This window comes from Sphingomonas sp. (assembly GCF_965200105.1).
Lineage (GTDB): Bacteria > Pseudomonadota > Alphaproteobacteria > Sphingomonadales > Sphingomonadaceae > Solisphingomonas.
On the sequence record NZ_CBDATN010000002.1, the window covers coordinates 931,975 to 957,380 of the forward strand.

The 25,406-nt window shown below is 67.0% G+C and carries 20 protein-coding genes and 3 pseudogenes; 7 read left to right on the forward strand and 16 right to left on the reverse strand.

The window, feature by feature from the left end:
- Window positions 1-190: 190 nt before the first annotated feature.
- Window positions 191-1,381, forward strand: a complete 1,191-nt coding sequence (locus ACOFKX_RS05830) for a PepSY-associated TM helix domain-containing protein (RefSeq protein WP_419826120.1) — start codon at window positions 191-193, stop codon at window positions 1,379-1,381.
- 286 nt (window positions 1,382-1,667) lie between these two features.
- On the opposite strand, the gene ACOFKX_RS05835 is transcribed toward ACOFKX_RS05830, so the two are convergent.
- The 10 genes from ACOFKX_RS05835 to ACOFKX_RS05880 all read right to left on the reverse strand — a co-directional run bounded on the left by ACOFKX_RS05835 (window position 1,668) and on the right by ACOFKX_RS05880 (window position 11,928).
- Window positions 1,668-2,840 carry a lipopolysaccharide biosynthesis protein gene (locus ACOFKX_RS05835; RefSeq protein WP_419826121.1) on the reverse strand — a complete coding sequence of 391 codons (1,173 nt, stop codon included), beginning with the start codon at window positions 2,838-2,840 and terminating at the stop codon, window positions 1,668-1,670.
- A 22-nt stretch (window positions 2,841-2,862) separates the two neighbouring features.
- Window positions 2,863-3,693, reverse strand: coding sequence for an ABC transporter permease (locus tag ACOFKX_RS05840; RefSeq protein WP_419826122.1), 831 nt, complete (start codon window positions 3,691-3,693; stop codon window positions 2,863-2,865).
- The gene (locus tag ACOFKX_RS05845; RefSeq protein ID WP_419826123.1) at window positions 3,690-4,910 is read right to left on the reverse strand and encodes a glycosyltransferase family 4 protein; all 1,221 of its coding nucleotides are present in this window, start codon (window positions 4,908-4,910) and stop codon (window positions 3,690-3,692) included. The genes ACOFKX_RS05840 and ACOFKX_RS05845 overlap by 4 nt, the downstream gene beginning before the upstream one ends.
- Complete coding sequence (locus tag ACOFKX_RS05850; RefSeq protein WP_419826124.1) at window positions 4,907-6,151, reverse strand: capsule biosynthesis protein; 1,245 nt, start codon at window positions 6,149-6,151, stop codon at window positions 4,907-4,909. Before ACOFKX_RS05850 ends, ACOFKX_RS05845 begins: the two co-directional genes overlap by 4 nt.
- Window positions 6,152-6,269: 118 nt before the next feature.
- Window positions 6,270-6,875, reverse strand: a complete 606-nt coding sequence (locus tag ACOFKX_RS05855) for a hypothetical protein (RefSeq protein WP_419826125.1) — start codon at window positions 6,873-6,875, stop codon at window positions 6,270-6,272.
- Window positions 6,876-6,897: 22 nt separating this feature from the next.
- Window positions 6,898-8,556, reverse strand: coding sequence for a beta-3-deoxy-D-manno-oct-2-ulosonic acid transferase (locus ACOFKX_RS05860; RefSeq protein WP_419826126.1), 1,659 nt, complete (start codon window positions 8,554-8,556; stop codon window positions 6,898-6,900).
- A complete protein-coding gene (locus tag ACOFKX_RS05865) occupies window positions 8,511-9,539 on the reverse strand; it encodes a phytanoyl-CoA dioxygenase family protein (RefSeq protein WP_419826127.1) in 1,029 nt (342 codons plus the stop codon). Before ACOFKX_RS05865 ends, ACOFKX_RS05860 begins: the two co-directional genes overlap by 46 nt.
- 44 nt (window positions 9,540-9,583) lie before the next feature.
- Window positions 9,584-10,159: a histidine phosphatase family protein gene (locus ACOFKX_RS05870; RefSeq protein ID WP_419826128.1), complete on the reverse strand. Its 576-nt coding sequence runs from the start codon at window positions 10,157-10,159 to the stop codon at window positions 9,584-9,586.
- On the reverse strand, window positions 10,156-10,956 hold the full coding sequence (gene kdsB / locus ACOFKX_RS05875) for a 3-deoxy-manno-octulosonate cytidylyltransferase (protein WP_419827356.1): 801 nt from the start codon (window positions 10,954-10,956) through the stop codon (window positions 10,156-10,158). The genes ACOFKX_RS05870 and kdsB overlap by 4 nt, the downstream gene beginning before the upstream one ends.
- Window positions 10,957-10,998: 42 nt before the next feature.
- Entirely contained in the window at window positions 10,999-11,928 is a 930-nt protein-coding gene (locus tag ACOFKX_RS05880; protein WP_419827357.1) for a KpsF/GutQ family sugar-phosphate isomerase, read from the reverse strand.
- 300 nt (window positions 11,929-12,228) lie between these two features.
- On the opposite strand from ACOFKX_RS05880, the gene kdsA reads away from it, so the two are divergent.
- The gene (kdsA, locus tag ACOFKX_RS05885; RefSeq protein ID WP_419826129.1) at window positions 12,229-13,065 is read left to right on the forward strand and encodes a 3-deoxy-8-phosphooctulonate synthase; all 837 of its coding nucleotides are present in this window, start codon (window positions 12,229-12,231) and stop codon (window positions 13,063-13,065) included.
- Window positions 13,066-13,359: 294 nt separating this feature from the next.
- Here kdsA and ACOFKX_RS05890 read toward each other — a convergent pair whose 3' ends face one another.
- The 4 genes and pseudogenes from ACOFKX_RS05890 to ACOFKX_RS05905 all read right to left on the reverse strand — a co-directional run.
- The gene (locus ACOFKX_RS05890) at window positions 13,360-14,583 is read right to left on the reverse strand and encodes a multidrug effflux MFS transporter (RefSeq protein WP_419826130.1); all 1,224 of its coding nucleotides are present in this window, start codon (window positions 14,581-14,583) and stop codon (window positions 13,360-13,362) included.
- Between the two features lie 121 nt (window positions 14,584-14,704).
- A complete protein-coding gene (locus ACOFKX_RS05895) occupies window positions 14,705-16,141 on the reverse strand; it encodes a carotenoid oxygenase family protein (protein WP_419826131.1) in 1,437 nt (478 codons plus the stop codon).
- Between the two features lie 47 nt (window positions 16,142-16,188).
- The gene (locus tag ACOFKX_RS05900; RefSeq protein ID WP_419826132.1) at window positions 16,189-16,428 is read right to left on the reverse strand and encodes a glutaredoxin domain-containing protein; all 240 of its coding nucleotides are present in this window, start codon (window positions 16,426-16,428) and stop codon (window positions 16,189-16,191) included.
- Between the two features lie 745 nt (window positions 16,429-17,173).
- Window positions 17,174-17,308: pseudogene (locus tag ACOFKX_RS05905) on the reverse strand (IS3 family transposase); the annotation flags it as partial.
- A gap of 497 nt (window positions 17,309-17,805) precedes the next feature.
- Here ACOFKX_RS05905 and ACOFKX_RS05910 point away from each other — a divergent pair.
- A complete protein-coding gene (locus ACOFKX_RS05910) occupies window positions 17,806-18,789 on the forward strand; it encodes a TonB-dependent receptor (RefSeq protein ID WP_419826133.1) in 984 nt (327 codons plus the stop codon).
- The gene (locus ACOFKX_RS05915) at window positions 18,717-20,021 is read left to right on the forward strand and encodes a TonB-dependent receptor (protein ID WP_419826134.1); all 1,305 of its coding nucleotides are present in this window, start codon (window positions 18,717-18,719) and stop codon (window positions 20,019-20,021) included. The genes ACOFKX_RS05910 and ACOFKX_RS05915 overlap by 73 nt, the downstream gene beginning before the upstream one ends.
- Before the next feature lie 193 nt (window positions 20,022-20,214).
- Here the strand turns inward: ACOFKX_RS05915 and ACOFKX_RS05920 are convergent, their stop codons facing one another.
- Both ACOFKX_RS05920 and ACOFKX_RS05925 read right to left on the reverse strand, forming a co-directional pair.
- A complete protein-coding gene (locus ACOFKX_RS05920) occupies window positions 20,215-21,807 on the reverse strand; it encodes an isocitrate lyase (RefSeq protein WP_419826135.1) in 1,593 nt (530 codons plus the stop codon).
- 51 nt (window positions 21,808-21,858) lie between these two features.
- Window positions 21,859-22,041, reverse strand: a complete 183-nt coding sequence (locus ACOFKX_RS05925; protein WP_419827358.1) for a hypothetical protein — start codon at window positions 22,039-22,041, stop codon at window positions 21,859-21,861.
- A gap of 461 nt (window positions 22,042-22,502) precedes the next feature.
- Between ACOFKX_RS05925 and ACOFKX_RS05930 the strand changes: the two are divergent.
- From ACOFKX_RS05930 to guaA, 3 genes and pseudogenes are all read left to right on the forward strand, one after another.
- A pseudogene (locus ACOFKX_RS05930) lies at window positions 22,503-23,115 on the forward strand (transposase); the annotation flags it as partial.
- Between the two features lie 139 nt (window positions 23,116-23,254).
- Window positions 23,255-23,473, forward strand: a pseudogene (locus tag ACOFKX_RS05935) (integrase core domain-containing protein); the annotation flags it as partial.
- A 204-nt stretch (window positions 23,474-23,677) separates the two neighbouring features.
- Window positions 23,678-25,240, forward strand: coding sequence for a glutamine-hydrolyzing GMP synthase (guaA, locus tag ACOFKX_RS05940; protein WP_419827359.1), 1,563 nt, complete (start codon window positions 23,678-23,680; stop codon window positions 25,238-25,240).
- The last annotated feature ends 166 nt before the right edge of the window (window positions 25,241-25,406 follow it).

Here is a 25,406-nt window from a genome sequence, read left to right on the forward strand (position 1 = left end):
GCTGCTGACACGATCAAGCTACTCCAACACGGATCGTCGTCAACGGGTACGATCCGGTTGCCTGATCGAGACAGACTCTGGCCTCGTCGCTGCTGGCGCACGCACCTGCGTTCGCCACAGTCGACACTCTGGCGAGCATCCACGTATGTGATGACCGCACGACGCCGTTATGCGAGCAGTACCGGAAGCTATGCCGAACAAGCGACAGAAGAATTGGCAGTTTTGGCTGAGCGTCCACCGCTACCTTGGGCTGGCGACGCTCCTCTTCCTGAGCTTGGCATCAGTAACTGGCGTGATCCTGTCTTTCGACAAACCGCTGGACGCTTTGCTGAACCCAGACTTGCTTCGCACGGAAGAGCCTGCCCGGATCGATGCGCAAGCCGCGGTGACCGCTTTCCAAAACAAGCACCCGTCTATCCAGATCCTCTCCTTTCCGCTCACCGTGCCGTCAGGACGAACGCTGATGACCACCGTTGCGGCCCGTCCGGGAACGCCACCACTGAGTTATGACGAGCTGTTCATCGACCGCAACGACGGCCACCCGGCCGGCACACGACAGAGCGGACCGGGTTGGGATCGCCGCCACCTCATGCTGGGCATCTACCGACTGCACTACACTCTTCTCGCCGGAACGGCGGGGCGCTGGCTCATGGGGCTGGCGGCGTTGGGCTGGCTGATCGGCAACCTGGTCGGTGTCTACCTCACCTTCCCGTTGCAGGGCGCGTTCTGGCGATTGTGGAAGAAGGCTTGGCTGTTCCGCTGGCGTGATCCGCTGCCTCGCCTCATGCACAGCCTGCATCGCGCCAGCGGGCTCTGGGCACTGATCGGCGTCACCGCCATCGCGTTTACTTCGGTGGCAATGAACTTCTTCGACGAGGTTTTCACTCCCGCGGTGCAGGCGATTTCGCCGCCAAGATCCTCGCTGTTCGATCGGCCGCCGCCGCCCTCTCGTGCAGTCCCGCGACTGGAGCCGAGCGGTGCGGTGACCGCGGCCGAGGCGGAGGCTCACCGCCTGAAGCTCCACTGGCGTGCCGCCAAGGTCGGCTATGATCCCGAATATGGGACATACCGCGTGTGGTTCACCGATGGCGGGATCGAGAACTACCGCGCGCTTGGGCCACAGTCGCTATACGTCGACGGCAATAATGGCCGGATCGTCTATTTCGACGATCCTTATACGGACAGCGCGGGACGCAAATTGTCTCGCGCTCTCTATCCGGTGCACACGGGTCAGGTCGCCGGGCCGCTCGGGATCGCAATCGATGTTCTGCTCGGCCTTGTGACCACAGAGATGTGCGTCTCTGGCGCCTACTTGTGGTGGAAGCGCCGACGCGTTCGCGTGGCACGCGATCGCACCGGGAAAGCACGGGCAAGTTCGTAGATCACAGGAACAAGTCACTAGCTCCGAAGGCGCAGCAAGGGGTCGAGCCGGGCGCGGCAAGCCATTCACTCCCAACACCTGAGTCCGGTCCAACGGCGGACTGGCCAAGCGCTGTTCGATGCGCACCACCGCGATCGGCTCGACCACGTAGAAGGTGGTCGCGCCGATCTGGATCGTGTGGGCGACAGCGCCCGTGACGATGTCGAGGGAAAGCACCTCCATACGCTGACGCGTCATCCGCAGGAGCGTTGCGCCGTTTCAAGCGGGCAATGGTCTCGATCCCCGATCAGGCGGCGTGCTCGCGCACGCCGGCCACGATCAGCCACCCAATCGCGTAGGCGAGCAGCAGGCCCAGCACCATCGTCGCCATGATCCGCGCCCGCTGCGGATAGGTGGACTTCACCGGCAGGTTCGGATCGACGACGCGCACCACGTAGAGTTGCTGGCGCTGCGCTTCCTCCCGCGCCTTCTCCAGATTGGCGGCGGCGGCGTCGTAGCGCTTGCCCACGAAGTCCTGCCGCACGCGGAGGTTTTCGTACCCGCCGAGCGTCGAGGCGATGTTGCTGCCACCGTTGGTCATCTTGCCCGACTGCGCGCCGACCTCGGCCTCCAGCGAACGCACGCGTGCGGCAAGCGCCACATATTGCGGGCTCGATCGGTTGATGAGCGATCCCATGGCGGCCAATTGCGAGCGCGCCGCAGCGAGCTGCGTCTGGAGCGTCGAGACCATGCGGATCTGCGCCTCGCCGGTGCTCTGCGGATCGATGTCGCGGCGATCCTGGCGGTAGCCGGTGATGCGCGACTGCACCTGGGCCACCGCCGCCTCTGCATCGGCGAGTTGCGACCGCGCCATCTTAAGCGAATCGTCGTAGGAGCGCAGGTTCATCTGGTTGACGCGCTCCTCGCCGAGATCGAGCAGCGCGCGATTGATCCTCAGCGCGTCGTCCGGCCGGAAGGCATGCACCTTAAGCGAGGTGATGCCCGTCTCGGTGTTGTAGTAGACGGTGACGTGGTTGAGGTAGTATTTCAGCATCCGCTCGGGCGTGGGCTGGTCGCCGTGCAGCCGCGACAGGACGTCGGCCTCCGGCCGTTGGAACAGAGCCTTAAGCCCGACGCGGCGACCGAGTTCGGCGACCACGTCGTGCGACGTCAGGTAATCGGCGACGCTCATCGCCTCGCTCTGCGAGGTGCTGATGCCCGCCGCCGCGCCGAGAAGCTGGCCGACGCCGCCCACCTGCATCTGCTGCTGGCCCGGCGCGCGGACCAGGAAGTGCGACTCGGACTCATACTGGTCGGCGCAGATCAGGTAGAGATAGCCGCCCACGATCAGCGCCGGCAGCACCACGATCAGCAGGAACATGCGCTTGCTGCGCAGCCACTCGGTCAGGCGCTCGCGGGGGGTGGAGCGGACCAGCTCCTCCTCGCCCGCATGGGGCGCCATGATCCCGTACATGTTCATCGCGACATCTCTCTTGGAGGGCCTAGTGGAGGTGGACGCGCTTGCGCACGCCCTTGACGGCAACAAGACCGATGAAGGTCAGCACCAGGCAGCAGCCGGTGCAGTATTCAAAGTAGATGTAATCAGGGGACGCACTGCGGAACTGGCCGTATCGGATCATCTCGAACATCGATGGAAACGGGTTCCAGACCAGCCATTTGCGGAACGAGGACGGAATCCAGCTTATCATGAAGAAGGCGCCCGACAGCGGGATCATGAAATAGGTGAGGACGTGGACCATCCGCTCCAGCGCGCGGATCTCGTAGGCACCCGCCATCACCAGCATCGACAGCGCCGTCGAGAACCAGAAGATGTAGCCGATACCGGCGAATATGTAGAGCGGCCGAACCGGCAGCGAAGCCTGGCCGAGCAGGATCAGGATCGACATTAGGAAGGTGTAGGACATGAAGGTGCCCGCCGCCTCCAGCAACGCCTTGGCCATGACGATGTCGAGCACAGAGACTTGGCGGTGGTACAATAGCGGCGCATTGGCTTCCAGCGCGCCCTCCGCTCGGTTCACGACGCCGCGGAACATGATGAAATTGCAGTAGCCCGCGACGGTGAAGGCGATCGGCGTGATGTCGGGCGCGAGCTCGCCACCTCCGGCGTGCATGTGCAGCAGGCCAATCACCGAGCCGAGCGTCATCGGCTCCAGGAACAACCATAAGTAGCCGACATTCTCGCGGCCGTAGCGGGTGTGGAGCTCGCGCATCATCAGCGCGCCGATGACGTGCCCCATCGTCTTGAGCGCCCGCACCCAATCGCCGGAGTCCATGTCTCCGTCGCGCATGCGGATGAGGCGAGTATCGGTCATGCGAGCGCTCCTATCACGTCGAGCACGGTTTCGATATGCCCGCCCCAGTCGGGCGCCCGCCAGCCGCCGAGCCGCCCGAGTTGCGCCGCGCGGCGCGGCGAATTGGCCCGAGCGTAGTCGCGGATCGCCGCCATCCAGCCAAGCCCGTCGAGCGGATCGAGATAGTCGGGCACCCCGCCTCCGGCCTGGCGTAGCGCGGGCAGGTCGCTGGCGATCACCGGAGTGCCGGCGACGAGCGCCTCGGGCACGGGCAGACCGTAGCCTTCGGCGAAGCTCGGCAGGAGGAGCGCGCGTGCTCCCGCGATCAGCGCGGCCACCTCGCGGTCGGGCAGCCCCGCACGCTCCTCGATGTGAGGCGTGATCGCGGGGCAGCGTTCGAGCATGTCCACGACCTGCTCATTCTCCCAGCCGCGCCGGCCGACGATCACCAGCAGCGGGCACGCCTCCCCCATCTCCTCGGCAAGACGGCGCCAAAGGTGGAGCAGCAGCAGGTGGTTCTTGCGCGGTTCGATCGTGCCTAGGCATAGAAAATAAGGGCGTGGCCGGGTCGCCGGCGGCAAGGGACCGCGCGGCGCGTCCAGTCCGAGCAGCGCGGTCACCACCGGCGCCTCGCGCCCCGCTGCGCGCAGCCACGGCATGAAGGCGTCGCGGGTCGCGTCGGAGTTGGCGATCGCTGCGTCGGCGAGCGCCGCCACCGTCCTCATCCGGCGCCGGTGGAGCGCCGCTCCGCCCGGACGGGCATATTCCGGAAACTGATGGGGGATGAGATCGTGGAGCAGGCAGACGAAGCGGGCGCCGCCTTCCGACCGCAGGATGCCGGCGGTGGCGTCTCGGCGGTGAAGATGATGCGGCGAACTCTGAAGGAAGATGCGCCGTGACCGCGCGGGCGGCACGGGACGCGGCCTCACCGCCCACAGCGTTCGGCCCAGCGCCGGCCACCCGCCCTCGGCCGGCGCAGGGCGATCGCCGTCCCACGCCGCCTGCGTCGCATTGAGGAAGGCGCGCGCCACCGGTCCGGACAGCCGGCCGTAGCGGCGCGTCGGATGCATGACGCCGAACGACAGCCGCTCGGGCACGCGCGCGATGAGTTCGCGGGCGTAGGCCATCTCGCAGCGATCGACGCCGGTGGGCGTGCGGTGGCGCACGCGCGAGACCAGGCGCGAGAGGTCCAGCACGATCTCGGGCGCGTCGGCGCGCCCGCCCGCCGCCGAGTTCACGAGGCGCGACGGACCGGGGCGGCGATGAGCGCGTCGTCGTCGGCAGTGAGCCGCGCCGTAGCCTGATCGACGAGAAGGTCGATGCCGGCGTTGCTGAGGAACGCGCCGTGGATCAGGCAACGTCGCTGCAGCACCCGGCAGAACGCGTCGTAGCGCTGCGGATCGGGCGCGCGCGGATCGCGCCAGAACTGATCGAGCGGCCGCCTGTCGGTGATGCCGTCGATGTCGTACACCGCGCGCCCGAGCACCTTCACCGGCTTGCCGGCGGCGAGCGACAGCGTGCCGCTCGTGCTGTTCACCGTCACCATACCCGCCGACTTCTCGACGAGCGCGACGAGATCGCCTTGTTCGACGAAGGCGACGCGATCGCGGATGCCGAGCCGGTCCGCCGTCGCGCCCACGACGTCGCGCCAGCGGATCAGCCCGGCGTCGAGCGGATGCTCCTTGACGACGAGATGGGCGTCGAGGGGCGCCGCGCGCGCGAAGCTCTCCAGCACCTCGCCGATCGCGCCGTGCATCGAGCCGAAGCGCGAGTGAACGCGGATCTGATAGTCCGAGGTGAGCTGGAGCGGGAACAGGAAGTAGCGCCGCCGTCCCATCCTGCCGAGATCGGCGGCGGTAGCGCGCGCGTCGCTGTCACGCATCCGGAAGCGGCGTAGGAAGGTGATCCCCTCCCACACCGGGTTTCTGTCGCGATGGCTGCCGTGGAACGGGAAGCGCCAGTGCTGCAGCACGACCTCGGCATAATAGAAGAACGCCGCCCAGCCGCGCGCCGTGGTGTAGGACGGCACCGGCGGATGCTCACCCAGCGGCGGCAGCCCGCGCGCGCGATCGAGATACCAAGCGGGGTCGCGCGGCAGCGTCGAGTGGCCGTTCACCCCGTCGCGCTCCAGCGTCACCCAATCGGGCCGAATATAGCCTTCCTCGAAGACGTGAATGCGCACGTCCATACGCCGCGCGATCGCGATCGCCTCGACGTGGTGCGGCCGGCTGTCGCCGAACAGCACCATGTCCGTCACGCCCTGCTCGGCGACGAAGCGCGCGACGAAGCCCGGCCACTTGGCCAGGCGCCCACGAAAGTCGAAACCTTGCGGCCAGGTCGCGCGATCGCCGCCGTTCAAATTGATGCGGCGGACGCGATGGCCCGCCTGCCGGAGAGCGGCGCCGAGCTGCGGAAAGAAGGAACCGTGCGGCCCCTGCAGGAACAGGAACGTCCGACGAAGGCGCGGCTGCTGCTTCACGATATCGGCGTCACCCGTTGTTCACGCGCGAGGGCCGGACCGCGCCACCATCCGCCTTCCCGCGCAATCGAGGGATAGGCGATCCGGACCGGAGCCGCAACCAACCCAGGTTATCCGCTCAGATCCGCACGTTACGCAGCGCCTGCCGGTCGGCGACGGCGAGCAGCGTGCCCACCGTCACGGGCAGGGCGGCGGGCAGCGCCATCAGCGTGAGGCAGAGCATGTCGGGAAGCCCGGCCAGCGAGGCGGCCGACAGCAGCCAGTAGGCGAGATGGCCGGCATAGGCGCGGATGCCGCACAGCGTACGCCTGTCGCTGCCGACGAGCTGCGCGAAGAGCGTCCACGGCCCGGTCGCGACGCCGTACGACCAGAGCCACGTCGCGAACATCGTGGCGGGCACGCCGAAACGGACAAGGAGGTGGAGGCACTCATACTCCCACGCGATCACCACCAGCATTGGCGCGATGCCGCAGACCAGCGCCGCCCCTCGCTTGGCGGCGGCGCCGCGACGAACCTGGATCGCGAGCGCCAGGTCGTCGAGCAGCGCCACCAGCTGCTCCAGCAGCCAAGCGATCGCAAGGCCGGCGGCCGACGCGAAAATCCCCAGCACGACGACGGAGGCCGGTCCAGCGACGAGGAGCCACAACCCGGCGACGATGCTAGCGACGGTGAGCAGCGCCATGGGCACGGTGACGACACCCATGATCGTGCCGATGCGGTCCACGTCTCTCCCCTTCCGTTCCCGCCTAGCGCAGCCGCGCGAGCCGCGCGAGCCTGCCCTGGATGCCGCGTGCGCGCGTTAGCAAGGTCGCGCGCGGCCGCGCCTGCCGCCCGAGCCGGGCCACGAGCACCTCGGGCGGGCAAGGCAGCCCGGTGTCGGGGTCCAGGTAACGAGGGTAGAGGATCAGAGTCCCCGCGACGAGTTCGGGCAGCGTCAGTCGCCGCGTGCGCCGCTCCGCGATCAGGCCCGCATCGCGCGTCAGCCCCCAGCCGGCGAAGAAGGGGGTGCCATGGCAGGTAACGTCGCGGCCGCGCAACAGCGCCTCGAACCCGGTGAGCGAGGTCAGCACGTGGACGCCGTCGACTGCGTCCAGCAGCGCCGCCATGCCGCCGCCGCGCACCACGCGATCCGCGATCGTTAGCACCTCGGCATCGGGCACCGCGCCGCGCCGGTGACCGGCATCGATGTCGGGATGCGGACGGAACCAGATCTCGGCATCGGGCTCCATGGCGCGCGCGCGGGCGAGGAGGTCGCGGTTGCCCGCGATGCCGCCGCCGCCGAGCAGCACCGACATGTCGTCCTCCACCTGCCCTGCAACCAATATCAGCCGGCGGCCTCGCGCGCGCTCGGGGACGGGTTGGGGCGAGCCGGCGCCGTATTTGCCGATCCCCCGCGCGACGATGGTCTCGACGAGCGTCTCCGCGCGCGCAAGGAGCTCGGGCGGCATGTCCGCCGTCTCGAGCAAATGCTCGAGATCGGACGCCCGCGAGGGATCGTAGTGGATGCCGCGCGTGTCCACCGCGACCGACTGCGGCGGGTGGAGCGCGCTGCCGAGACCGACCGAGCGGATGAAGCCGTCCTCGACGCGGTGGAGCGGCACGCCGACGGCATCCGCTTGGTCGATCAGCTCGGCGCGCACCCGCGATGGCCAGATCGCGATGCCGCCGCCGGATGCGCGCGCGTCGGCGACCGCGCGGGCGGGCGAGCGTGGAAAGCGGAGCGGGCGCGGTCGTGGCGCCCACAGGAAGCGTGCGATCTCGTCGCGCTTCCATCGGGCCATGCCGCTCGCCACGGCGATGGCTCGGTTGGCGTCGATCTGCCGCCGCCAGTCGGCGAGGATCGCGACCGCCGTCCCGATGTCCGCCCGCGCGCGCGCGAAAGGGTCTCGGTAGCTGGCGTCCGCGAGCCATGCGGCGGCGTCGGGCGCGGCGCCGCGCACCGGCACGCCGGCGATCGCGGCGAGCGCCGCGATCTCCTCGCCGCCGAGGGCCGCGACAACGGCGTCGGTGGCGAGGAGCGACCAGGGATCGACGTCGCCACGCACGATGGTCACGCCGGCCGGCGCCAGCCGCCGCGACCACGGCGCGTCGGGCACCAGCAGCACCGGTGCCCGTCCCGCCTCGCCGCGCAGCGACGCCAGCGCCGCCGTCACCACGGCCTCGCGTGGCGCGACGGCAACGATGATCGGGCGATCGGGCAGATCGGCGGGCGGGGCCCAGAAGCTGCCGCCGACGCGCGCCGCATGGATCGCGGCGAACGCGGTCTCGGGGTCGACGGCGCTCCGCCCCGCCCCGCTCACCGCCGCAACGTGCGTCGCCACGCCCGGAAAGGGCGGCGAGCGGAGCAGCGGCGGCACGATCAGGAGACGGGCTCGGCGGGCGTCCTCAAGCCCACGTCGCGCCACGGCTGGCCGATCAGCCCCGCGCCCGCCAGCCGGTCGCGCACCGCCCACATCCAGCGCACGCGCCGCTCGGCGATGCCGGGCACGCCGAACGGATCCAGCCCGGTCCACGGCAGGAACGGGTTGCGCCGCCCGAACGCCCAGATCTCGATCCGCGTCGACGGACGGACGGACGGCCCCCGCGCGTGGAAACCCGAGGTATCGGCGACGATCAGCGTGTTGGCCGGTACCACGAAGCTGCGCGGATGCGGCAGGCCGAGGCGGCTAAGCTCGCCCTCTTCGATCCTCAGCGAGCCGCGCGAGGAAAGGATGTCGAGCTCCCTGGCGGCGATGCTGCGCCGGCGTTCCCAGGCAAGCCGCCGCGCCGTCATGCGGTGCGAGCCCGGCACGTAGACGAAGGGCCCCTCGTCCTCGGCGACGTCGGTTAGGAACAGCCAAGCCTTGACGGTGGAGTGGAAGGTATCGGCGTGGAGCGCGGTCTGCGGATCAGGCTCGTCGTCGTGGACGCGCGACAGGATCGACTGAATGTAGACGTCGGGATCTGCGTCGAAGCTCCAGACGTAGCGGGTGAGCCCGCGCCACACCGCACCGCCGAGCATCGCCGCCAGCGCCGGCATCGTCGCCAGTGCCGCGTCGTCGATCGCCAGCCTGCGCGTGACGGTGTCGCCCTGCCGCATCTCGCGCGCGGGAGCGGAGTGGGCGAGCGCCTGCGCGCGCAGCGCCGCGAACTGCTCGGCCGGCAGGAAGTCGCGCTTCAGCACGAACCCGTCGCGCGCGAAGGCGGCGCGGTCCTCGGCGCTCACCAGGTGGCGTAGCCGGCGCCGGCGCAATGCCGCGATCGTCGCGGCCCATTTCGCGCGACCTACGTGGAGGCCCAGCCGATTGAGCGCGGGCGATCCGATCACCGGATTGTCGGCGAAGGACTTGGCGCTCGTGCCCACCTCGGCCAACCACCAGGGGAACAGCAGGTAGCGCGCCTTCGCCATCCGCGCCCTTTCGCGCCGACGGTCGCGGGGCGCAAGCATGCCCGTCAAGGCCGCACGTCCCACTCAACGAGGCGCGGCACGGCGGCCACGATCTCGATCAGGCCCCACGCCCCGGTACGCAGCTTGAGCGAAGCCGGCCGCTCGTCGAGCGCGAGCAGCGCGAACCGCGCGGCGCCGTTGCTGGTGACGAGCAGGACGTCTCCCCGCGCCCGCGCGAACAGGTCGCGCCAGGCCGCCAGCCGCGCGTCGGTGTCGACGATCCAGCCAGGCGGGGCGACGCCTCCCGCGTCCCACGCGGAGAGCGCCGCACGCCCGATCCGCGCCGTCACCGCCGCCTCGTTCGCGTCCTCGTCGGGGCCGTGATCGACCTCGACCAGCCACGGCGCGATCTCCGCCTCCGTGCCGGCGACGATCCGCGCCGTCTCGCGCGTGCGCGACAGCGGCCCACTAAGCACCGCGCCGAACTCGACCCTGTCGGCAGCGAAGCGATCATGCAGCGCCACCGCCTGCGCGCGGCCGGCGTCCGTCAGCGGCAGATCGGTGCGCGCGCCGATCCGGCGCGAAGGGTCGCCCGCCTGAAAGGTGTTGCCGTGGCGCACGATCCAGAGCCGCGCGGTCATGCCTCGTAAGGGTCGCCGTGGCGCGCGATCGACGCCTCCGCCCGCGCGACATCGGCGGGCGCGTCGATCCCGCCCATCGCGTGCGGCGGCCGCTCGACCGCGACCGTCATCACGCCCATGCCGAGTTCCAGGAAACGCAGCTGCTCCAGGCCTTCCAGCCTCTCGTAGGTGGATGGCGGCGCCGCCTCGAACGCCGCGAGCGCGTCGAGCCGGTAGGCATAAAGCCCGACATGCTGCCACACCGGCGAGAGGTCGCCGGCCGCGCGCAATGCCGGCTCGTCGCGGATCGCGGGGATGATCGTCTTGGAGAACCATAGCGCGCTGCCGTCCTCGCCACGAACGCATGTCGTTCCGCTGAACGGAGCGATCGCTTTCTGCGCGCGCAGCGCGTCGAGCGCGGGCCAGTCGAGCCGCACCACCGGCGTCGCCATCGCCGCCTCGCCCTGGCGCATCGCGGCGAGCAGCGCGGCCACCATCGCCGGCGGCACGAACGGGGCGTCGCCCTGCAGGTTGACGACGATGCGGGGTTGCGGATCGCGCGAGATCGCGGCGGCGTAGGCGCGGCCGCTACCCGACGCGATCGCGGGCGAAGTCATCATCGCCGCGACGCCGAGTTCCCGCGCGTGCGTCATGATCCGCTCGTCGTCGGTAGCGACGACGACCTCGGCGTCGCCTGCCAGGGCCGCCGCTGCCCGCGCGACGCGCGTCACCCTGTCGAGCAGCGTGCGGCCCGCGATCGCGACGAGCGGCTTGCCCCGCAGCCGCGTCGATCCGTGGCGGGCGGGAACGACGATCAGGTCCACGGGCTCGCGCGCTTCGTACCAGTGCAGTGGCGGCGGTCAGGCGATGCCGGCGCGCAGGACATCGTGGAGGTGGACGACACCCACCAGCCGACGCTCGGCGCAGACGAACAGCACCGAGACGGCGTTGTCGTTCATGATACGTAGCGCATCGGAGATCAGCGTCGTCGGCGGCACCGCCAATGGCTGGCTCGACATATGCTCGGCGACCCCGTCTTCGAGGCTGGAGCTGGCGAAGCTGCGCCGCAGGTCGCCGTCGGTGAAGGCGCCGACCAGATTGCCGTGGCGATCGACGACGGCGGTCGATCCATAGCGCTTGCGGCTCATCTCGATCGTCGCGTCCATCAGCGTGGCGGCATGCCCGACGGCGGGAACCTCCTCGTCGCGCCCCATCAGCTGCTCGACCGTCGTGAGCTGCGCGCCGAGCTGCCCGCCGGGGTGGAAGAGGTGGAAGTCCGATGCCGAGAAGCCGCGCTGCTCCAGCAACGCGATCGCCAGCGCGTCGCCCAACACCACCTGCACCGTCGTCGAGGCGGTGGGCGCGAGCTGGTAGGGGCAGGCCTCCACCACCTGCGGCATCGTCAGGCAGACGTCGGCGGCTCGCGCGGCGGTGCTGTTCGCACGGCTGGTGACGACGATCAGCGGCACCCCGAAACGGCGGCAATAGGCGACGATGTCGGAGAGCTCGGTCGTCTCGCCGGACCAGCTGATCGCCAGCACGCCATCGTCGGGGGTGATCATGCCGAGATCGCCATGGCTCGCCTCGCCGGGGTGGAGGAACAGCGACGGCGTGCCGGTGGAAGTGAGCGTGGCCGCGATCTTACGGCCAACGAGCCCGCTCTTGCCCATGCCGGTGACGATCACTCGGCCGGCGAGCCCGCCTATCAGCCTGACCGCGCGCGCGAAGGCGGCGCCGAGATCGGGGCCGGCGATCGCGTCGGCCAGCGCCTCGATTGCCTGGCGCTCCATGCCGACGGTACGCACCGCGCTCTCCACGGCGTCGCGCGACTCGGCCGGCGACGAGCCGTCCGCGCGGGCGGCGGCGGTGCCGGCCACCACCATGCCCCTGCCGGCCGCTCCGAGCCCAATCGCGCCCCTGCCAGTCGCCACGCTACTACCCTCCTTGGACGCTCCGCGCGGTTTGTCCGCATCGCGCATCGGGAACGATCAGCTTAGGATACCGGGTCCGGAACTTCTAGATGCGACCGGTTCGTCGCGGCGCTATGGCCCGCACCGACAGCGCCGGATGACGGGTGCGAGGGAGGTAGGATGCGCCTGTTCGATCGTGAGGTAGGCGGCGACGCGCCGCTGTTCCTGATCGCGGGGCCGTGCGTGGTGGAGAGCGAGGCGATGGCGCTGAAGACGGCTGCGGCGCTCCGCGCCATCGCCGGCCGCGTCGGCGTCGATCTCGTCTATAAGAGCTCGTTCGACAAGGCGAACCGCAGCTCCGGCCGCTCCTTTCGCGGGCCGGGGATGGAAGAAGGGCTGCGCATCCTCGCGAAGGTTCGCGCCGAGATCGGCGTTCCGATCCTCACCGACGTTCACGACGCGAGCCAAGTGGACGCGGTGGCCGACGTCGCGGACATCCTCCAGACGCCGGCCTTCCTCGCCCGCCAGACCGACTTCATCGCGACGGTGGCGGCGTGCGGCCGACCCGTCAACATCAAGAAGGCGCAGTTCATGGCGCCCGGCGACATGATCCACGTCGTCGCCAAGGCGCGCGAGGCGGCCGCGGCGGCGGGCGTGGAGACCGACAACTTCCTCGTCTGCGAGCGCGGCGCCTCGTTCGGCTACAACAATCTCGTGTCCGATATGCGAAGCCTCGCGATCCTTCGCGAGACCGGCTGCCCCGTCGTCTTCGACGCCACCCACTCGGTCCAACTCCCTGGCGGCCAGGGCGATCGCTCGGGCGGGCAGCGCGAGTTCGTGCCCGTGCTGGCGCGCGCCGCCGCCGCCGTCGGCGTGGCGGGGCTGTTCATGGAATGCCACCCGGACCCCGACCACGCGCTCTCGGACGGGCCCAACGCGGTGCGGCTCGCCGAGGTGGAGCCACTGCTCCGCCGCGTCGTCGCGATCGATCGCATTGCCAAGCAGGATGCCGCATGACGGGCGCGAGCGGCTCGACGGACCAACATCGATCAAGGATTGTTGGACGCTCATAGCGCGAACCCGGCTGCGGCGCCACTTTCACCCTCTATCTGCCGCGCATCGATCCGCCCGAAAACATGGTGGGCCCCGCCGAGACGCGCGCCTCGACACGGACGGATCATGAAGGCGCGTCGATCCTCGTCGTCGAGAACAATGACGATGTCGGCGCCACCACCGCGCTGGCCCTCGCGGAACGGTTTAGCACAGTGGGGCCACACGGCTCACGCGGCGACAGCTCCTGCCGCCTCACGCTCAAGCGGGGATCGCTCGGTGCGCCCGGAAGAGGCGCCCGCGTTCAATCCAGCAGACCACCACGAGCGTCGCCAGCCCGATGCAGAGGTAGCCGATCGCCAGCGGTAGTGTCGTGCCATCGTAGGATTGCCCGATCGCCGAGCCGACGATCACCGCGCCCACGCTGGTGATGAAGCCCTGGATTGACGACGCCGTGCCCGCGATGCGGCCGACAGGCTCCATCGCCATGGCCCCGAAGTTCGCGCCGCACAGACCGATGCACCCCATGCTCAGCGCCTGGAAAAGGAGGTACGTCGGCAATGCTTCTCGGCCGGACGCGATCACGACGATGTGCAGTGCCGGGAGCGCGATCAGGCCGAGGAGGGCGGCCTGCGAGATCGTCCGCGTCCCCAGGCGCTCGACCAGTCGACTGTTGATAAACGACGCGCAGCCCATCGTGAAGGCGCAGGCCGCGAACAGCAGCACGAAGTGTCGGCCGGCATGGAACTCGTCGACGAAGATCTGCTGCGCGGTCGAGACAAAGGCGATGATCCCGCCAAAGGTGAGTGACGCCGCCACCGCATAACCGAACGAGTAGCGGTTGCCGAGCGTTAGCCGAAACGAGGCGCCCACCGCCGACAGCGGCACCCTGAAGTCGGATGGCAGCGTCTCCGGCAGGCGCACCGATGCCCATGCACAGACGACGGCGCCGAACGTCGCCAGCGCGTAGAAGACGAAGCGCCACGGTCCGACCGCGAGCAGCGCCTCGCCGAGAGTTGGCGCTAATATGGGCACGAGGAAGAAGATCATCTGCGCGATCGACATGATGCGCGCCATCCGTCGCCCCTCGTAGCGGTCTCGCACGATCGCTACCGACAGCACCCGCGTCGAAGCCGACATCAGACCCTGCAGTCCGCGCGCGCCGAGCAGCGCCGGGAAGGTGGCTGCGCTTGCGGCAAACACGCTGGCGACGATGAAGCCCAGGAGCGTGACGAGCAGCACCGGACGTCGGCCATAGCGATCGGCGAGCGGACCGTAGGCGAGCTGGCCGGTGCCGAAGCCGAGCATGTAGGCGGTGATCACCCACTGGCGGTGGTTGGCGGTCACGACGCCGAGCTCGCGGCCGAGATCGGCGAGCGCGGGCAGCATGAGGTCGACGCCCAACGCGTTCACCGCCATGAGCGCCGCCACGAAGGCGACGAACTCGCGTCCGACGAGTCCGGCGGACTTTCTACGATCGTGCATCGGCGGCGAACGATCGAGGCCCGCGATAGTCGCGCAGGTCGGCTTCACCAGATTGACTGTCGTCCAAACACCGCGCTTTTAGCGCGGTACGGCAGCCGCGCATCGGCCGGGTTTAAGCGGATCAGTCGCTCGCCCGCGCCGGAAGCCATGCACCGTGGATGCCGGGCGGCACCCGATGAGGAAGGCGCACGACCGCGATGGGCGGAGCCTCGAAGTCGCGTGCATCGAGGATTTCCAGCGCGGTGCCGCGACCATCCGCTTCTATGACCAGGCCCAGCAGCCAGCCATCGCCTTCTTTCGCGTCTGCTGCGCGCGGCACAAAGACGAACTCTCCCGGAACACGGCCGGTGCCGAACGCGTGGTGCAGGGTCTTGCAATCACGAAGGTCATGCTTGAGAAGCGACGCTTCGCCGACCAGCCGTGCCGTTTGCTGCTCCGGCAGCTCAAGTGCGTAGGCATATCGATACGGAAGACCTTGGCGCCGCTCGTCGATCACGGGCAGCTCCTGCGCAGCCGGATCGAGCGTGCGCCGGTCCATCAACCCGGCCTTGGGATCGATCGTCCATCGCTCGAGCCCGCGCGGTCGCTCGTCCGGTCCGACATTGTCGGCGGCGAACATGCGGTCGTACGCGATCACATCCAGCACAACGCGGCCGTCCGGCAGATCATAGGCGTTGAGGTGGTGGAAGACGAAGCATGGTTCAATCTTCACCCAGCGAATGTCGCCTACCTCGCCCTCGCGCGGAAGCAGCCCAATGCGCGCGGGATGCTTCTCGTTCCAGCGGTACGGGAAGCCGGTGCCCGACAGCACGACGCGCATCGACAGCGTCAGCGGCAGGTCGAGGATGATGACGTAGCGCTGCGTGATCGCGCAGTCGTGGATCAGCGGCCCGTGCGCGACCGGGATCGTCACCGTGCGCCGTATGCGGCCGCTCTTGTCGACGACGTTGTAGCGCACGCGCTTGGGATCGGTCGCCTCATAGCACAGCGCGTGCAGTTCGCCCGTCGCTGGATCGCGACGCGGGTGCGCGGTGAACGAGCCGGGCAGCGTGCCATCGAGATCGTCGTAGCGTTGACCGTCGAGTTCTTCGTCGAAGCGCACCGGCGTGCTCCCCGCCTCGACGAGCGCCCAGCCGCCGCCGGCATGATCGAGCACGCTGGTGTTGACGGTATCAAAGACGTGGCGCGGGCCGGGTGCGCGCGACAGCCCCCTCGCCCCGGCCACCTCGTCGGATCGGATCCAGCGGTTGCGGTACCAGAGCGCCCGGCCGTCCTTGATGCGGATGCCGTGGAGCATGCCGTCGCCGGTGAAGAAGTGGTAGCTGCGCGGATCGGGCGCCGCCGGATTGGGGCCGATCCGCACGTAGCGGCCATCGAGCGCTGGCGGGATTGCGCCCTCCACCGCCAGATCGAGCAGCGTCAACTCCTCGGTCATCGGTTCGTGGATGCCGGTGAGCATCGGGTGCGGCGCATCGCGCGGCGGTAGTCGACGGCGGTTGAAGGCCGCGATGCCGGCGACGACGGGGGACAGGACGACGGCGAGAGCTGCGTCGCCCATCTCGCGCGCTCTATTTACCGTCCTGTCGAGATAAGACGCCGAGAGCCTCACCCAGCGAGGTCGCATTCGAGGTCGTCACTGCCGCCGATCCGCTTGCCGGCGACGAAGACCTGCGGCGTTGTCTCGACGCCCTGTTCCGCCTCGAAAGCGTCGACCTCGTCACGCGAGCGGAGAATACGCTCGTCAAGTGCGTAGCCGGCTTTCGCGAGCGTCTCCTTGGCGCGCACGCCGAAGGGACAGACGTGATCGCCAAGCACCATGCGGTACAAGGTGGCGTCTTTCGACATCGCGACATCCTCTTCCAACGGACCGGGCGCCCGCCTCCGTCCCAAGCGAAGCAGCATGACTGGCGTTCCTTCGAGATGTTAGGGGGCGGACATCCAAACCTCTTTCAGTGAACTCGGTCAAAGTTTCTGCTGGGGCCGAGTGGCATGCGCGCATGTCCAGCCAGCAACGGTAAAGACGAATGCGCCTATGACTGACAAGTTTCCAACATCCGGCTCAGGCCGTCGCTCCGAGAGGACATAGGCGCGACGAGGGAGCTGGTGAGCGAACGGATCGTGCCTCAAGTGGAGGTGCCGATGTCGTTTCGGTTCAACATGCTGCTGCGCGAGACTGGCGTTCCGCCCAATCAGATGCGCTTGCTACGCCACAACCCTGTCGTGGCGAAGCGCTCGCTCGTCGATGTCTGGCGCTCGGACTGCGCCTTCTTCGAGGCCTATCAGAGCACGCAAGACGCCGCCAAACGCAGCTCCTTCACGCGGCCTTGGTGGGCGGCGTTCATCGGCACGTGGGATGGCCGCACGATGTTCGCCGGCCTCTACGAGGCGGGAGCGCCGAGCCTTATCGAGGCCGCGTTTACTGCCGAAATCAGCGGCGAGACGCACGAGCCCGGCACCGTCAGCCGCTACCCGCTATCTCGCTCGGACCTGCTCGCCGGCTACGAGAGCCGGCTGTTCAGCGACGAATTGCGGCCAGTCCACCTCGCCGCTCGCCGACTGGAACTCGCCATGGTCCGCTCCAGGCCGGAAAAGCGCGCTTGCCGCTGTCGACCTCGGCCTTCTTCAGCCACTCGTGGAGCGTCTGCGGCACGCAGCCGATCTTCTCCGCGATTGACGCCGCCGCTGCCCACCGCAACGGGTGATCGCGCTCGTGGTCGAGCACCATCCGCACCGCGCGCTCGCGGACCTCAGGCGCGAACTTGTTCGTCGTCTGTCCATACAGGTCCACCTTCTCAGGAGTTGGAGCCTCCGACAAACCCAGGGCGGTTCAGTCCGCCGCCAGGGCCCCACTCCATAGGGGTCAACTTCCTGCACCGATTGACACCCGTTAATTTAACCGAAATCGTGATCAGCCCGGCGGGGCTGAGGCTGCACCGGCCCAAGCTCGACGCGGACCTCTACGTGCCGGCACTGCTCCACGGTGTGTTCGGCTCGAAACATGGATGACGGAGCTTCGCAATGCCCGTGACGTGATGGGGTGGACGACTCCTGCATCAGCGTAGCTGTGCAATGATGTGGTCGTTGAGCCGCGTCAGTTCACAGACCGGCAACCCACTCATCCATGTCACCAGACCCACCACGATCCCAAGAAGTCCTTGAGCACCTTCTCATCAGCATGTTACCGGTCGTAAAAAGGGGGAAGAATCATGATTAGGTTTAATCATGATTAGGTTTATCGCCGACCGGCGGCAGGGTTACTGCGCCGTCGTTCCGCAGTCGCTACTTGCTTCCTCGAGCGCCCTGGCCTTGATGTACCTGGGCGCTCCGGCGAACGCCCAGAGTACGGCGACCACCACCACTTCCGCTGATGCCGCTGCTGACTCGACGGTAGCGCCCGAAGCCAGGCCGGTGCAGAACGCCGCAGGCGTGCAGGACATCATCGTCACTGCTGAGCGCCGTTCCGCGCGGCTGCAGTCGGTTCCCATCTCGATCACAGCCGTGACGGGCCCAGCGCTTGCGGCGGCGGGCATACAGAACACCGCCGATTTGGCACAAGTCACCCCGGGACTCGCCCTTCCGACGGGAATTTCGGGAGGTCCCGAACTGCAGCCGTTCATCCGAGGCATCGGCTCCACCAGCACCCAGCCAGGGATCGAGGCGTCGGTGGCGGTGTACGTCGACGGCGTCTACTCCTCCGACAAGTTTCTCAACATTATAGATCTTGCGAACATCGAGCGCGTCGAAGTCCTGAAGGGGCCGCAAGGCACGTTGTACGGGCGCAACGCCACGGGCGGAGCGATCAACATCATTACGCAGAAGCCGTCGGAAATCCTGGGCGGTACGGCGAGCCTTTCCTACGGCCGGTTCGGCGAAGTCGTCGAGAAGGGTTATCTGACCGGGCCGGTCACCTCGACGCTCGCGGCCAGCGTGTCGGTCGTCGCCCGGCAAGGTGGCGATTTCTTGAAGAACCTGACGACCGACCATGAACTCGGCGGCGTCCATTCGTGGACGGTCAACGGGCAGTTGGCTTGGACGCCGACGGAGCGCTTCCATGTCGATTTGTCAGGCACGTTTGCGCGCCGCCGTGACACCTTCCAGACGAATGTCGGCGTCCAAGTCCCGGTCCACCGCCAGTGGGCGCGGCATTCGGCGGGCAATATTCGACGGATCCGCGTTATCGGTACACCGACACCGAGACGACGCTAAATAGCCGCGGCTATACGGGCTCGGCCCGCGTGAGATATTCCCTGGATACTGTCGATCTCCTTTCGGTCACAGCCTACAAGAAAGGAACTTTCAGATCTACGCTGGATACTGACGCCACATCTGCCCCGCTTCAGTCGATTGCCTATGCGTCTAAGAGCCGTAGCTTTTCGCAAGAGGTTCAAGCGCTTTCGACGTCCGGCTCGCGTTTTCAGTGGATAGTAGGAGGCTTCTATTTTCGTGCGAGGGAAGCTTATGATCCGTTCAACATCTTCCTGTCGCGTGCCTTATCGCCGACGGATCTTACGTATTTTTCCTTCCAGCGTACGGAAGCTGAGTCTGCATTTGGTCAAGGGACCTACGAGGTATTTCCGGGAACCAAGATCACCGCGGGACTTCGCTACAACACTGAGAGGAAATCGCTGGACGCGACACTCGTGTCACCCACTTTCGGCAATTTCGTTGTTGGTGGTCCGATCGCCCTGTCCAAGAGGTTCAACAAGCTGACATGGCGGTTCAGCATCGATCACAAGCTGGCCAGAGACGTCCTTGTTTACGCGAGCTACAATCGCGGATTCAAGAGTGGCGCCTTCAACCCGCTTGATTTCACCCCTGGCGTTCAGGGCGTCGAACCGGAGGTCCTCGACGCCTATGAAGTCGGAGTGAAGTCTCAGTTCGCCGACCGGAAAGTCCAGTTGAACCTTGCTGGCTACTATTATGATTACAAGAATATTCAGCTTCAGCGGGTCAATACGGGGGGTGGGACAAGCCAAGCTGTGCTAGAGAATGCCGCGTCCGCGACCCTCTATGGAATCGACGGCGATGTCGTCGTGATCCCGGTCCGCGGGCTACAGATCAGTGGAGGCTTTAATCTCGAGCATACACGCTATGATAGCTATGCTGCGGCGTCGGGTGTCGATGTAGGTGCTGGCAGTCAAGTGCCTGTTGTCTTAGACTTTACCGGTAAGCAGCTACTTGTGGCGCCAAACCTTACCTTCAATGTTGCCGCATCGTATAAACTCGATACGGGCCTGGGAAGCTTCTCATGCTCTGCCAATTACTCGCATAGTTTCTCTTTTTTCAGGATTGCTCCGGGTAATGGTCAATATACTCGCGGCTTTGGCTTGCTAAACGGAAGTATTGCGTTCACGGACGAGAGAGAGAGAGAGATTTACGGTAGAGCTTTGGGGCCGCAATCTTACCGACGAGCAGAAGATCGGAGAGTATGTGAGTAGTTTGGCCGATGCGTACATCCTGCATCAGCCGCTTACCTATGGATTCACTGTATCAACAAAGTTCTAAGACGGTGACTCCGCAGCGCCGCGCCACCCTTATTAAGTCGACCTTGCCGGACTGGGGATCGGACGCCACGAAGCGCCCGTTCCGCCGCCTCGAGAACTGCCTCGCGGTGCTGAACGCGTCAGGACCCTAGGCGAACTGGTTCATGGTATTGTGGGCGCCGCCGGCCTTCAGCGCCGCTTCGCCGGCGAAGGCCTCCTTGTGGTCGTCGCCGATGTCGGAACCCGACATGTTCTGGTGCCTCACGCAGGCGATGCCCTCGCGAATCTCCTTGCGCTGCACGCCGGCCACGTAGCCGAGCATCCCAGCCTCTCCGAAGTACTCCTTGGCGAGGCTGTCGGTGCTGAGCGCTGCCGTATGGTAGGTCGGCAGCGTGATGAGGTGATGGAAGATTCCGGCTCGCGCGCTGGCATCCTTCTGGAAGGTGCGGATGCGCTCGTCGGCCGCCGTCGCCAACTCGGTTGTGTCGTAGATCACGCTCATCAGCGCCGCGCGCTCGTAGGTGGAGACGTCCTTTCCCTCGGCCCTCCAGGCGTCATACACCTGCTGCCGAAAGTTCAGCGTCCAGTTGAACGAGGGCGAGTTGTTGTAGACAAGCTTGGCGTTCGGCACCGCCTCACGGATGCGATCGACCATGCCGGCGATCTGCTCAATATGCGGCTTCTCGGTCTCGATCCAGAGCAGGTCCGCGCCATTCTGGAGCGAGGTGATGCAGTCGAGGACGCAGCGATCCTCACCGGTCCCGGAGCGGAACTGATAGAGATTGGAGGGCAGCCGCTTGGGCCGCATCAGCTTGCCGTCGCGCTCGATCACCACGTCGCCGCGCAGCGACGCGAGATCGATCACCTCCTCGCAGTCGAGGAAGCTATTGTACTGGTCGCCGAGATCCCCCGCCTCCCGACTGTAGGCGATCTGCTTGGTAAGGCCGGCGCCGAGCGAGTCGGTGCGCGAGACGATGACGCCGTCCTCGACGCCGAGTTCGAGGAAGGCGTAGCGGCAGGCGCGGATCTTCGCGAGGAAATCTTCGTGCGGCACGGTGACCTTGCCGTCCTGATGCCCGCACTGCTTCTCGTCGGAGACCTGGTTCTCGATCTGAAGCGCGCAGGCGCCGGCTTCGATCATCTTCTTGGCGAGCAGGTAGGTCGCCTCGGCGTTGCCGAAGCCTGCGTCGATGTCCGCGATGATCGGCACGATGTGCGTCTGGTGTTCGCCGATCGCGGTCTGCACCTCCTTCTCCCTGGCGGCATCCCCGGCGGCGCGTGCCGCGTCGAGGTCGCGGAAAAGGAGCCCGAGTTCGCGCGCGTCGGCTTGCTTGAGGAAAGTATAAAGCTCCTCGATAAGCGCTGGCACGCTTGTCTTCTCGTGCATCGACTGGTCGGGCAGAGGCCCGAAGTCGGAGCGCAGCGCCGCGACCATCCAGCCGGACAGGTAGAGATACTTGCGCTTCGTGGTGCCGAAATGCTTCTTGATCGAGATCAGCTTCTGCTGCCCGATGAAGCCATGCCAGCAGCCCAGCGACTGCGTGTAGTCCGCCGGATCGGCGTCATAGGCCGCCATGTCGTCGCGCATGATCTTCGCGGTGTAGCGCGCGATGTCGAGACCGGTGTGAAAGCGGTTCTGCAGCCGCATGCGCGCGACCGCCTCGGGGCTGATGCCGTCCCAGGCGCCATTTCGGGCTCGAACGAGTTGGGCGATCTGATCGGTGTGATCCTGGTAGGACATGATGGTTCCTCGATGAGTGCTCGTGCGTGCCGCGTTCAGTTCAGGTGAGCGTCACGCCAGCCGGCCGAGACGATGATAGAGGTTGCCGTACTTCACCGAATCCGGATCGTCCTGATGGGTCCGGAGGTGATGGAGCGCGGCGGTGCGCAGCAGCGCGAAATCCCCCGAAGAGAAGACCGCGCGCGCACGCGCGGGCTCCGGGGTGACGATGCTCGCTTCTGGTTGCTGCGACATGGAAAAGACTTTCCGCAAAAGGCAGGCCTCCTTCAGGGAACGCATGTTGCGCTGCAATGACGAATGGTGCCTTCTTGTCACGTCTTGGAGCTGAAAGATTGTCGCTTTGTGACACCGTAACGACGAGGATGGTGCATACTGCGACAGGGCGAGCGGATCGCGCTCTCCATCTGTGAAGGCACCACGACCGCTCAGCCGGGGACGACGGCCGCCGGAACTTGTCAGGAGATCGACGGCGTTACGCCATCACCGCGCAGCCGGCGTTTCTGTCCGCTGCAGATCGTCTCGCACTTCTACGCAGCGGCCATAACACGCAGCACGTTTTCGCCGGCAAGCCTGGCTATATTGACGTCGTTCCAGCCACGGCGCATTAGAATGGTTCCGTCTGACGTGAGTCGAAGGCGCTTCACATGGGCGTCGTGATCTGATTCGAGATGCTGGCTGGATGGAGGCCGGCATGGATGGGCAAGCCGTTGTCGATGGACTTGCGGTGGCGAACGCTCGCTGCGGTTGGTGAGGGAATGAGTTGCCGGGCCGCGGCGCGGCGGTTCGGTGTGGTGGCCGCGACGGTGATCCGCTGGCACGACCAGCGCCGCAGCACGGGTGGCTATGCCGCTAAGGCGCAGGGTGGCGATACGCGGTCGCGGAGGATCGAGGCGCACCGGGACACGATCCTGGCGCTGCACGCGGGCTGCCGCGACATCACGCTGGACGATCAGTCGTAAAAAAAGTTGGGCACGCGGCCGAGCAGGATCGGCCCGACGTCCTGAGCGCGCGCGAGGCCTGTTCGAGGACCAGATGGACCTCGATCCCGAACGGCTGGTGTTCATCGACGAGACCTGGGCCGCGACTAACATGACGCGCAGCCACGGCCGCTGCCGCCGGGGCGAGCGCCTGCGGATGGGCTACCCGCACGGTCACCGCAAAACGACCGCGCTCGTCGCTGGCCTGCGCATGAGGAGCATGGTCGCGCCGATGGTGCTCGATGGCCCGATCACCGGCGATTGGTTCGAGGCCTATGTCGGCCAGGTGCTCGTCCCCGAACTCGAACCCGGCGACGTCGTGGGCATGGAACAAGGTACATACCGTTCTTACCGACAACGGCATCCACTTCACCACACCTTGCGCCGGCGGCTCGGCCGTGCCGCTGATCAGGGGCGCCATCGCCAACGGCGAACTCTTCCGTGCCCACTCGTTCGAACTCGCCTGCGCCCAGCACGACATCGAACACCGGCTCACCAAGCGGAAGCATCCTTGGACCAACGGCCAGGTCGAGCGGATGAACCGCACCATCAAGGACGCCACCGTCAAGCGCTACCACCACGACAGCCATAACCAGCTCCGGCAGCACCTCGGCGACTTAGTCGCCGCCTACAACTTCGGTCGCAGGCTCAAAATCCTACGCGGCCTCACACCGTACGAAGCGATCTGTACAGCATAGCAGCACGACACAAGCCGCTTCAACATCAAATTCGAACCTCCACATTCCGGAACCGAACATCTAACTCACAGCAGCGCCGGCTAACCATGCGATCACGCAATTTTCTTCTCGGAACGACGCGCGAACGCCGGTGGAAAGCCGCTCCCAAGGAACGAAGCGTTGACCAACAGCGCGGCCGTCCCCAAGTGCGCCGCGATGACCAGACCCTCCACCGACAGCATCCTGATCGTCGATTTCGGTAGCCAGGTGACGCAGCTCATCGCCCGGCGCGTTCGCGAGGCCGGCGTTTATTCCGAGGTGGCGCCGTTCCAGTCGGCACAGGCCGCGTTCGACAGGATGCGGCCTGCGGGCATCATCCTGTCGGGCGGCCCGGCCTCGGTGACGGCGGAGACGAGCCCGCGCGCGCCGCAGGCCTTCTTCGAGGCGAGCGTGCCGGTGCTCGGCATCTGCTACGGCCAGCAGCTCATGTCGGCGCAGCTCGGCGGCAACGTGGTGATCTCGGGCGACGGCGGCGAGTTCGGCCGCGCCTATGTCGAAGTAACGCGCCCCTGCGCGCTGTTCGACGGGTTGTGGGCGCAGGGCGAGCGCCACCAGGTGTGGATGAGCCACGGCGACAAGGTGGACGCGCTGGCGCCGGGCTTCGAGCCGGTGGCGGTGTCGCCCGGCGCACCCTTCGCGATCGTGGCGGACGAGGCGCGGCGCTTCTACGGCGTGCAGTTCCACCCGGAAGTCGTCCACACGCCCGACGGCGCCAAGCTGATCGCCAACTTCGCGCGCCGCGTCTGCGGGCTGGCGGGCGACTGGACGATGGCCGAGTTCCGCGACGCCAAGATCGCAGACATCCGCGCGCAGGTCGGCTCCGCGAGTGTGATCTGCGGGCTGTCGGGCGGGGTGGACAGCGCGGTGGCCGCCGTGCTGATCCACGAGGCGATCGGCGAGCAGCTCACCTGCGTCTATGTCGATCACGGGTTGATGCGCAGCGGCGAGAGCGAGCAGGTCGTCTCGCTGTTTCGCGGCCACTACAACATCCCGCTTATCCATGTGGAGGCCGAGGAACTGTTCCTCGGCGGCCTCGCCGGCGTCACCGATCCCGAGGCCAAGCGCAAGTTCATCGGCAAGACCTTCATCGACGTGTTCGAAGCCGAGGCGAAGAAGATCGGCGGCGCCGAGTTCCTGGCGCAGGGCACGCTCTACCCCGACGTGATCGAGAGCGTGTCGTTCACCGGCGGGCCCTCGGTGACGATCAAGAGCCACCACAACGTCGGCGGCCTGCCCGAGCGCATGGACATGAAGCTGGTCGAGCCGCTGCGCGAGCTGTTCAAAGACGAGGTTCGCGAACTCGGCCGCGAGCTGGGTCTGCCCGACGCGTTCGTGGGGCGCCACCCGTTCCCCGGCCCCGGACTCGCCATCCGCATCCCCGGCGAGGTGACGAAGGAGCGGTGCGATATCTTGCGCAAGGCCGACGCCATCTACCTCCAGGAAATTCGCGACGGCGGGCTTTACGAGGCCATCTGGCAGGCGTTCGCGGTGCTGCTGCCGGTGCGCACCGTGGGCGTGATGGGCGACGGCCGCACCTACGAGAGCGTGTGCGCACTGCGCGCCGTCACCTCGACGGACGGGATGACGGCGGACGTCTATCCCTTCGACGCCGCCTTCCTGTCTCGGGTGGCGACGCGGATCGTCAACGAGGTCGCGGGCATCAACCGCGTCGTCTACGATTATACGTCGAAGCCGCCGGGCACGATCGAGTGGGAATGACTCGGGTCCACTTTTGGTAATCGCCGTCGATCGGCATTCTCGCATCAAGTCGTTGGAATCGAGATAATCTGTCGCGATCTATCGGGATCATTCGCGGTTAGGCGAATGGCGCTGACGATATCGGAGACAGTACGTTGCAAACTTGCGCTCGGCTCAGCACGGCGAT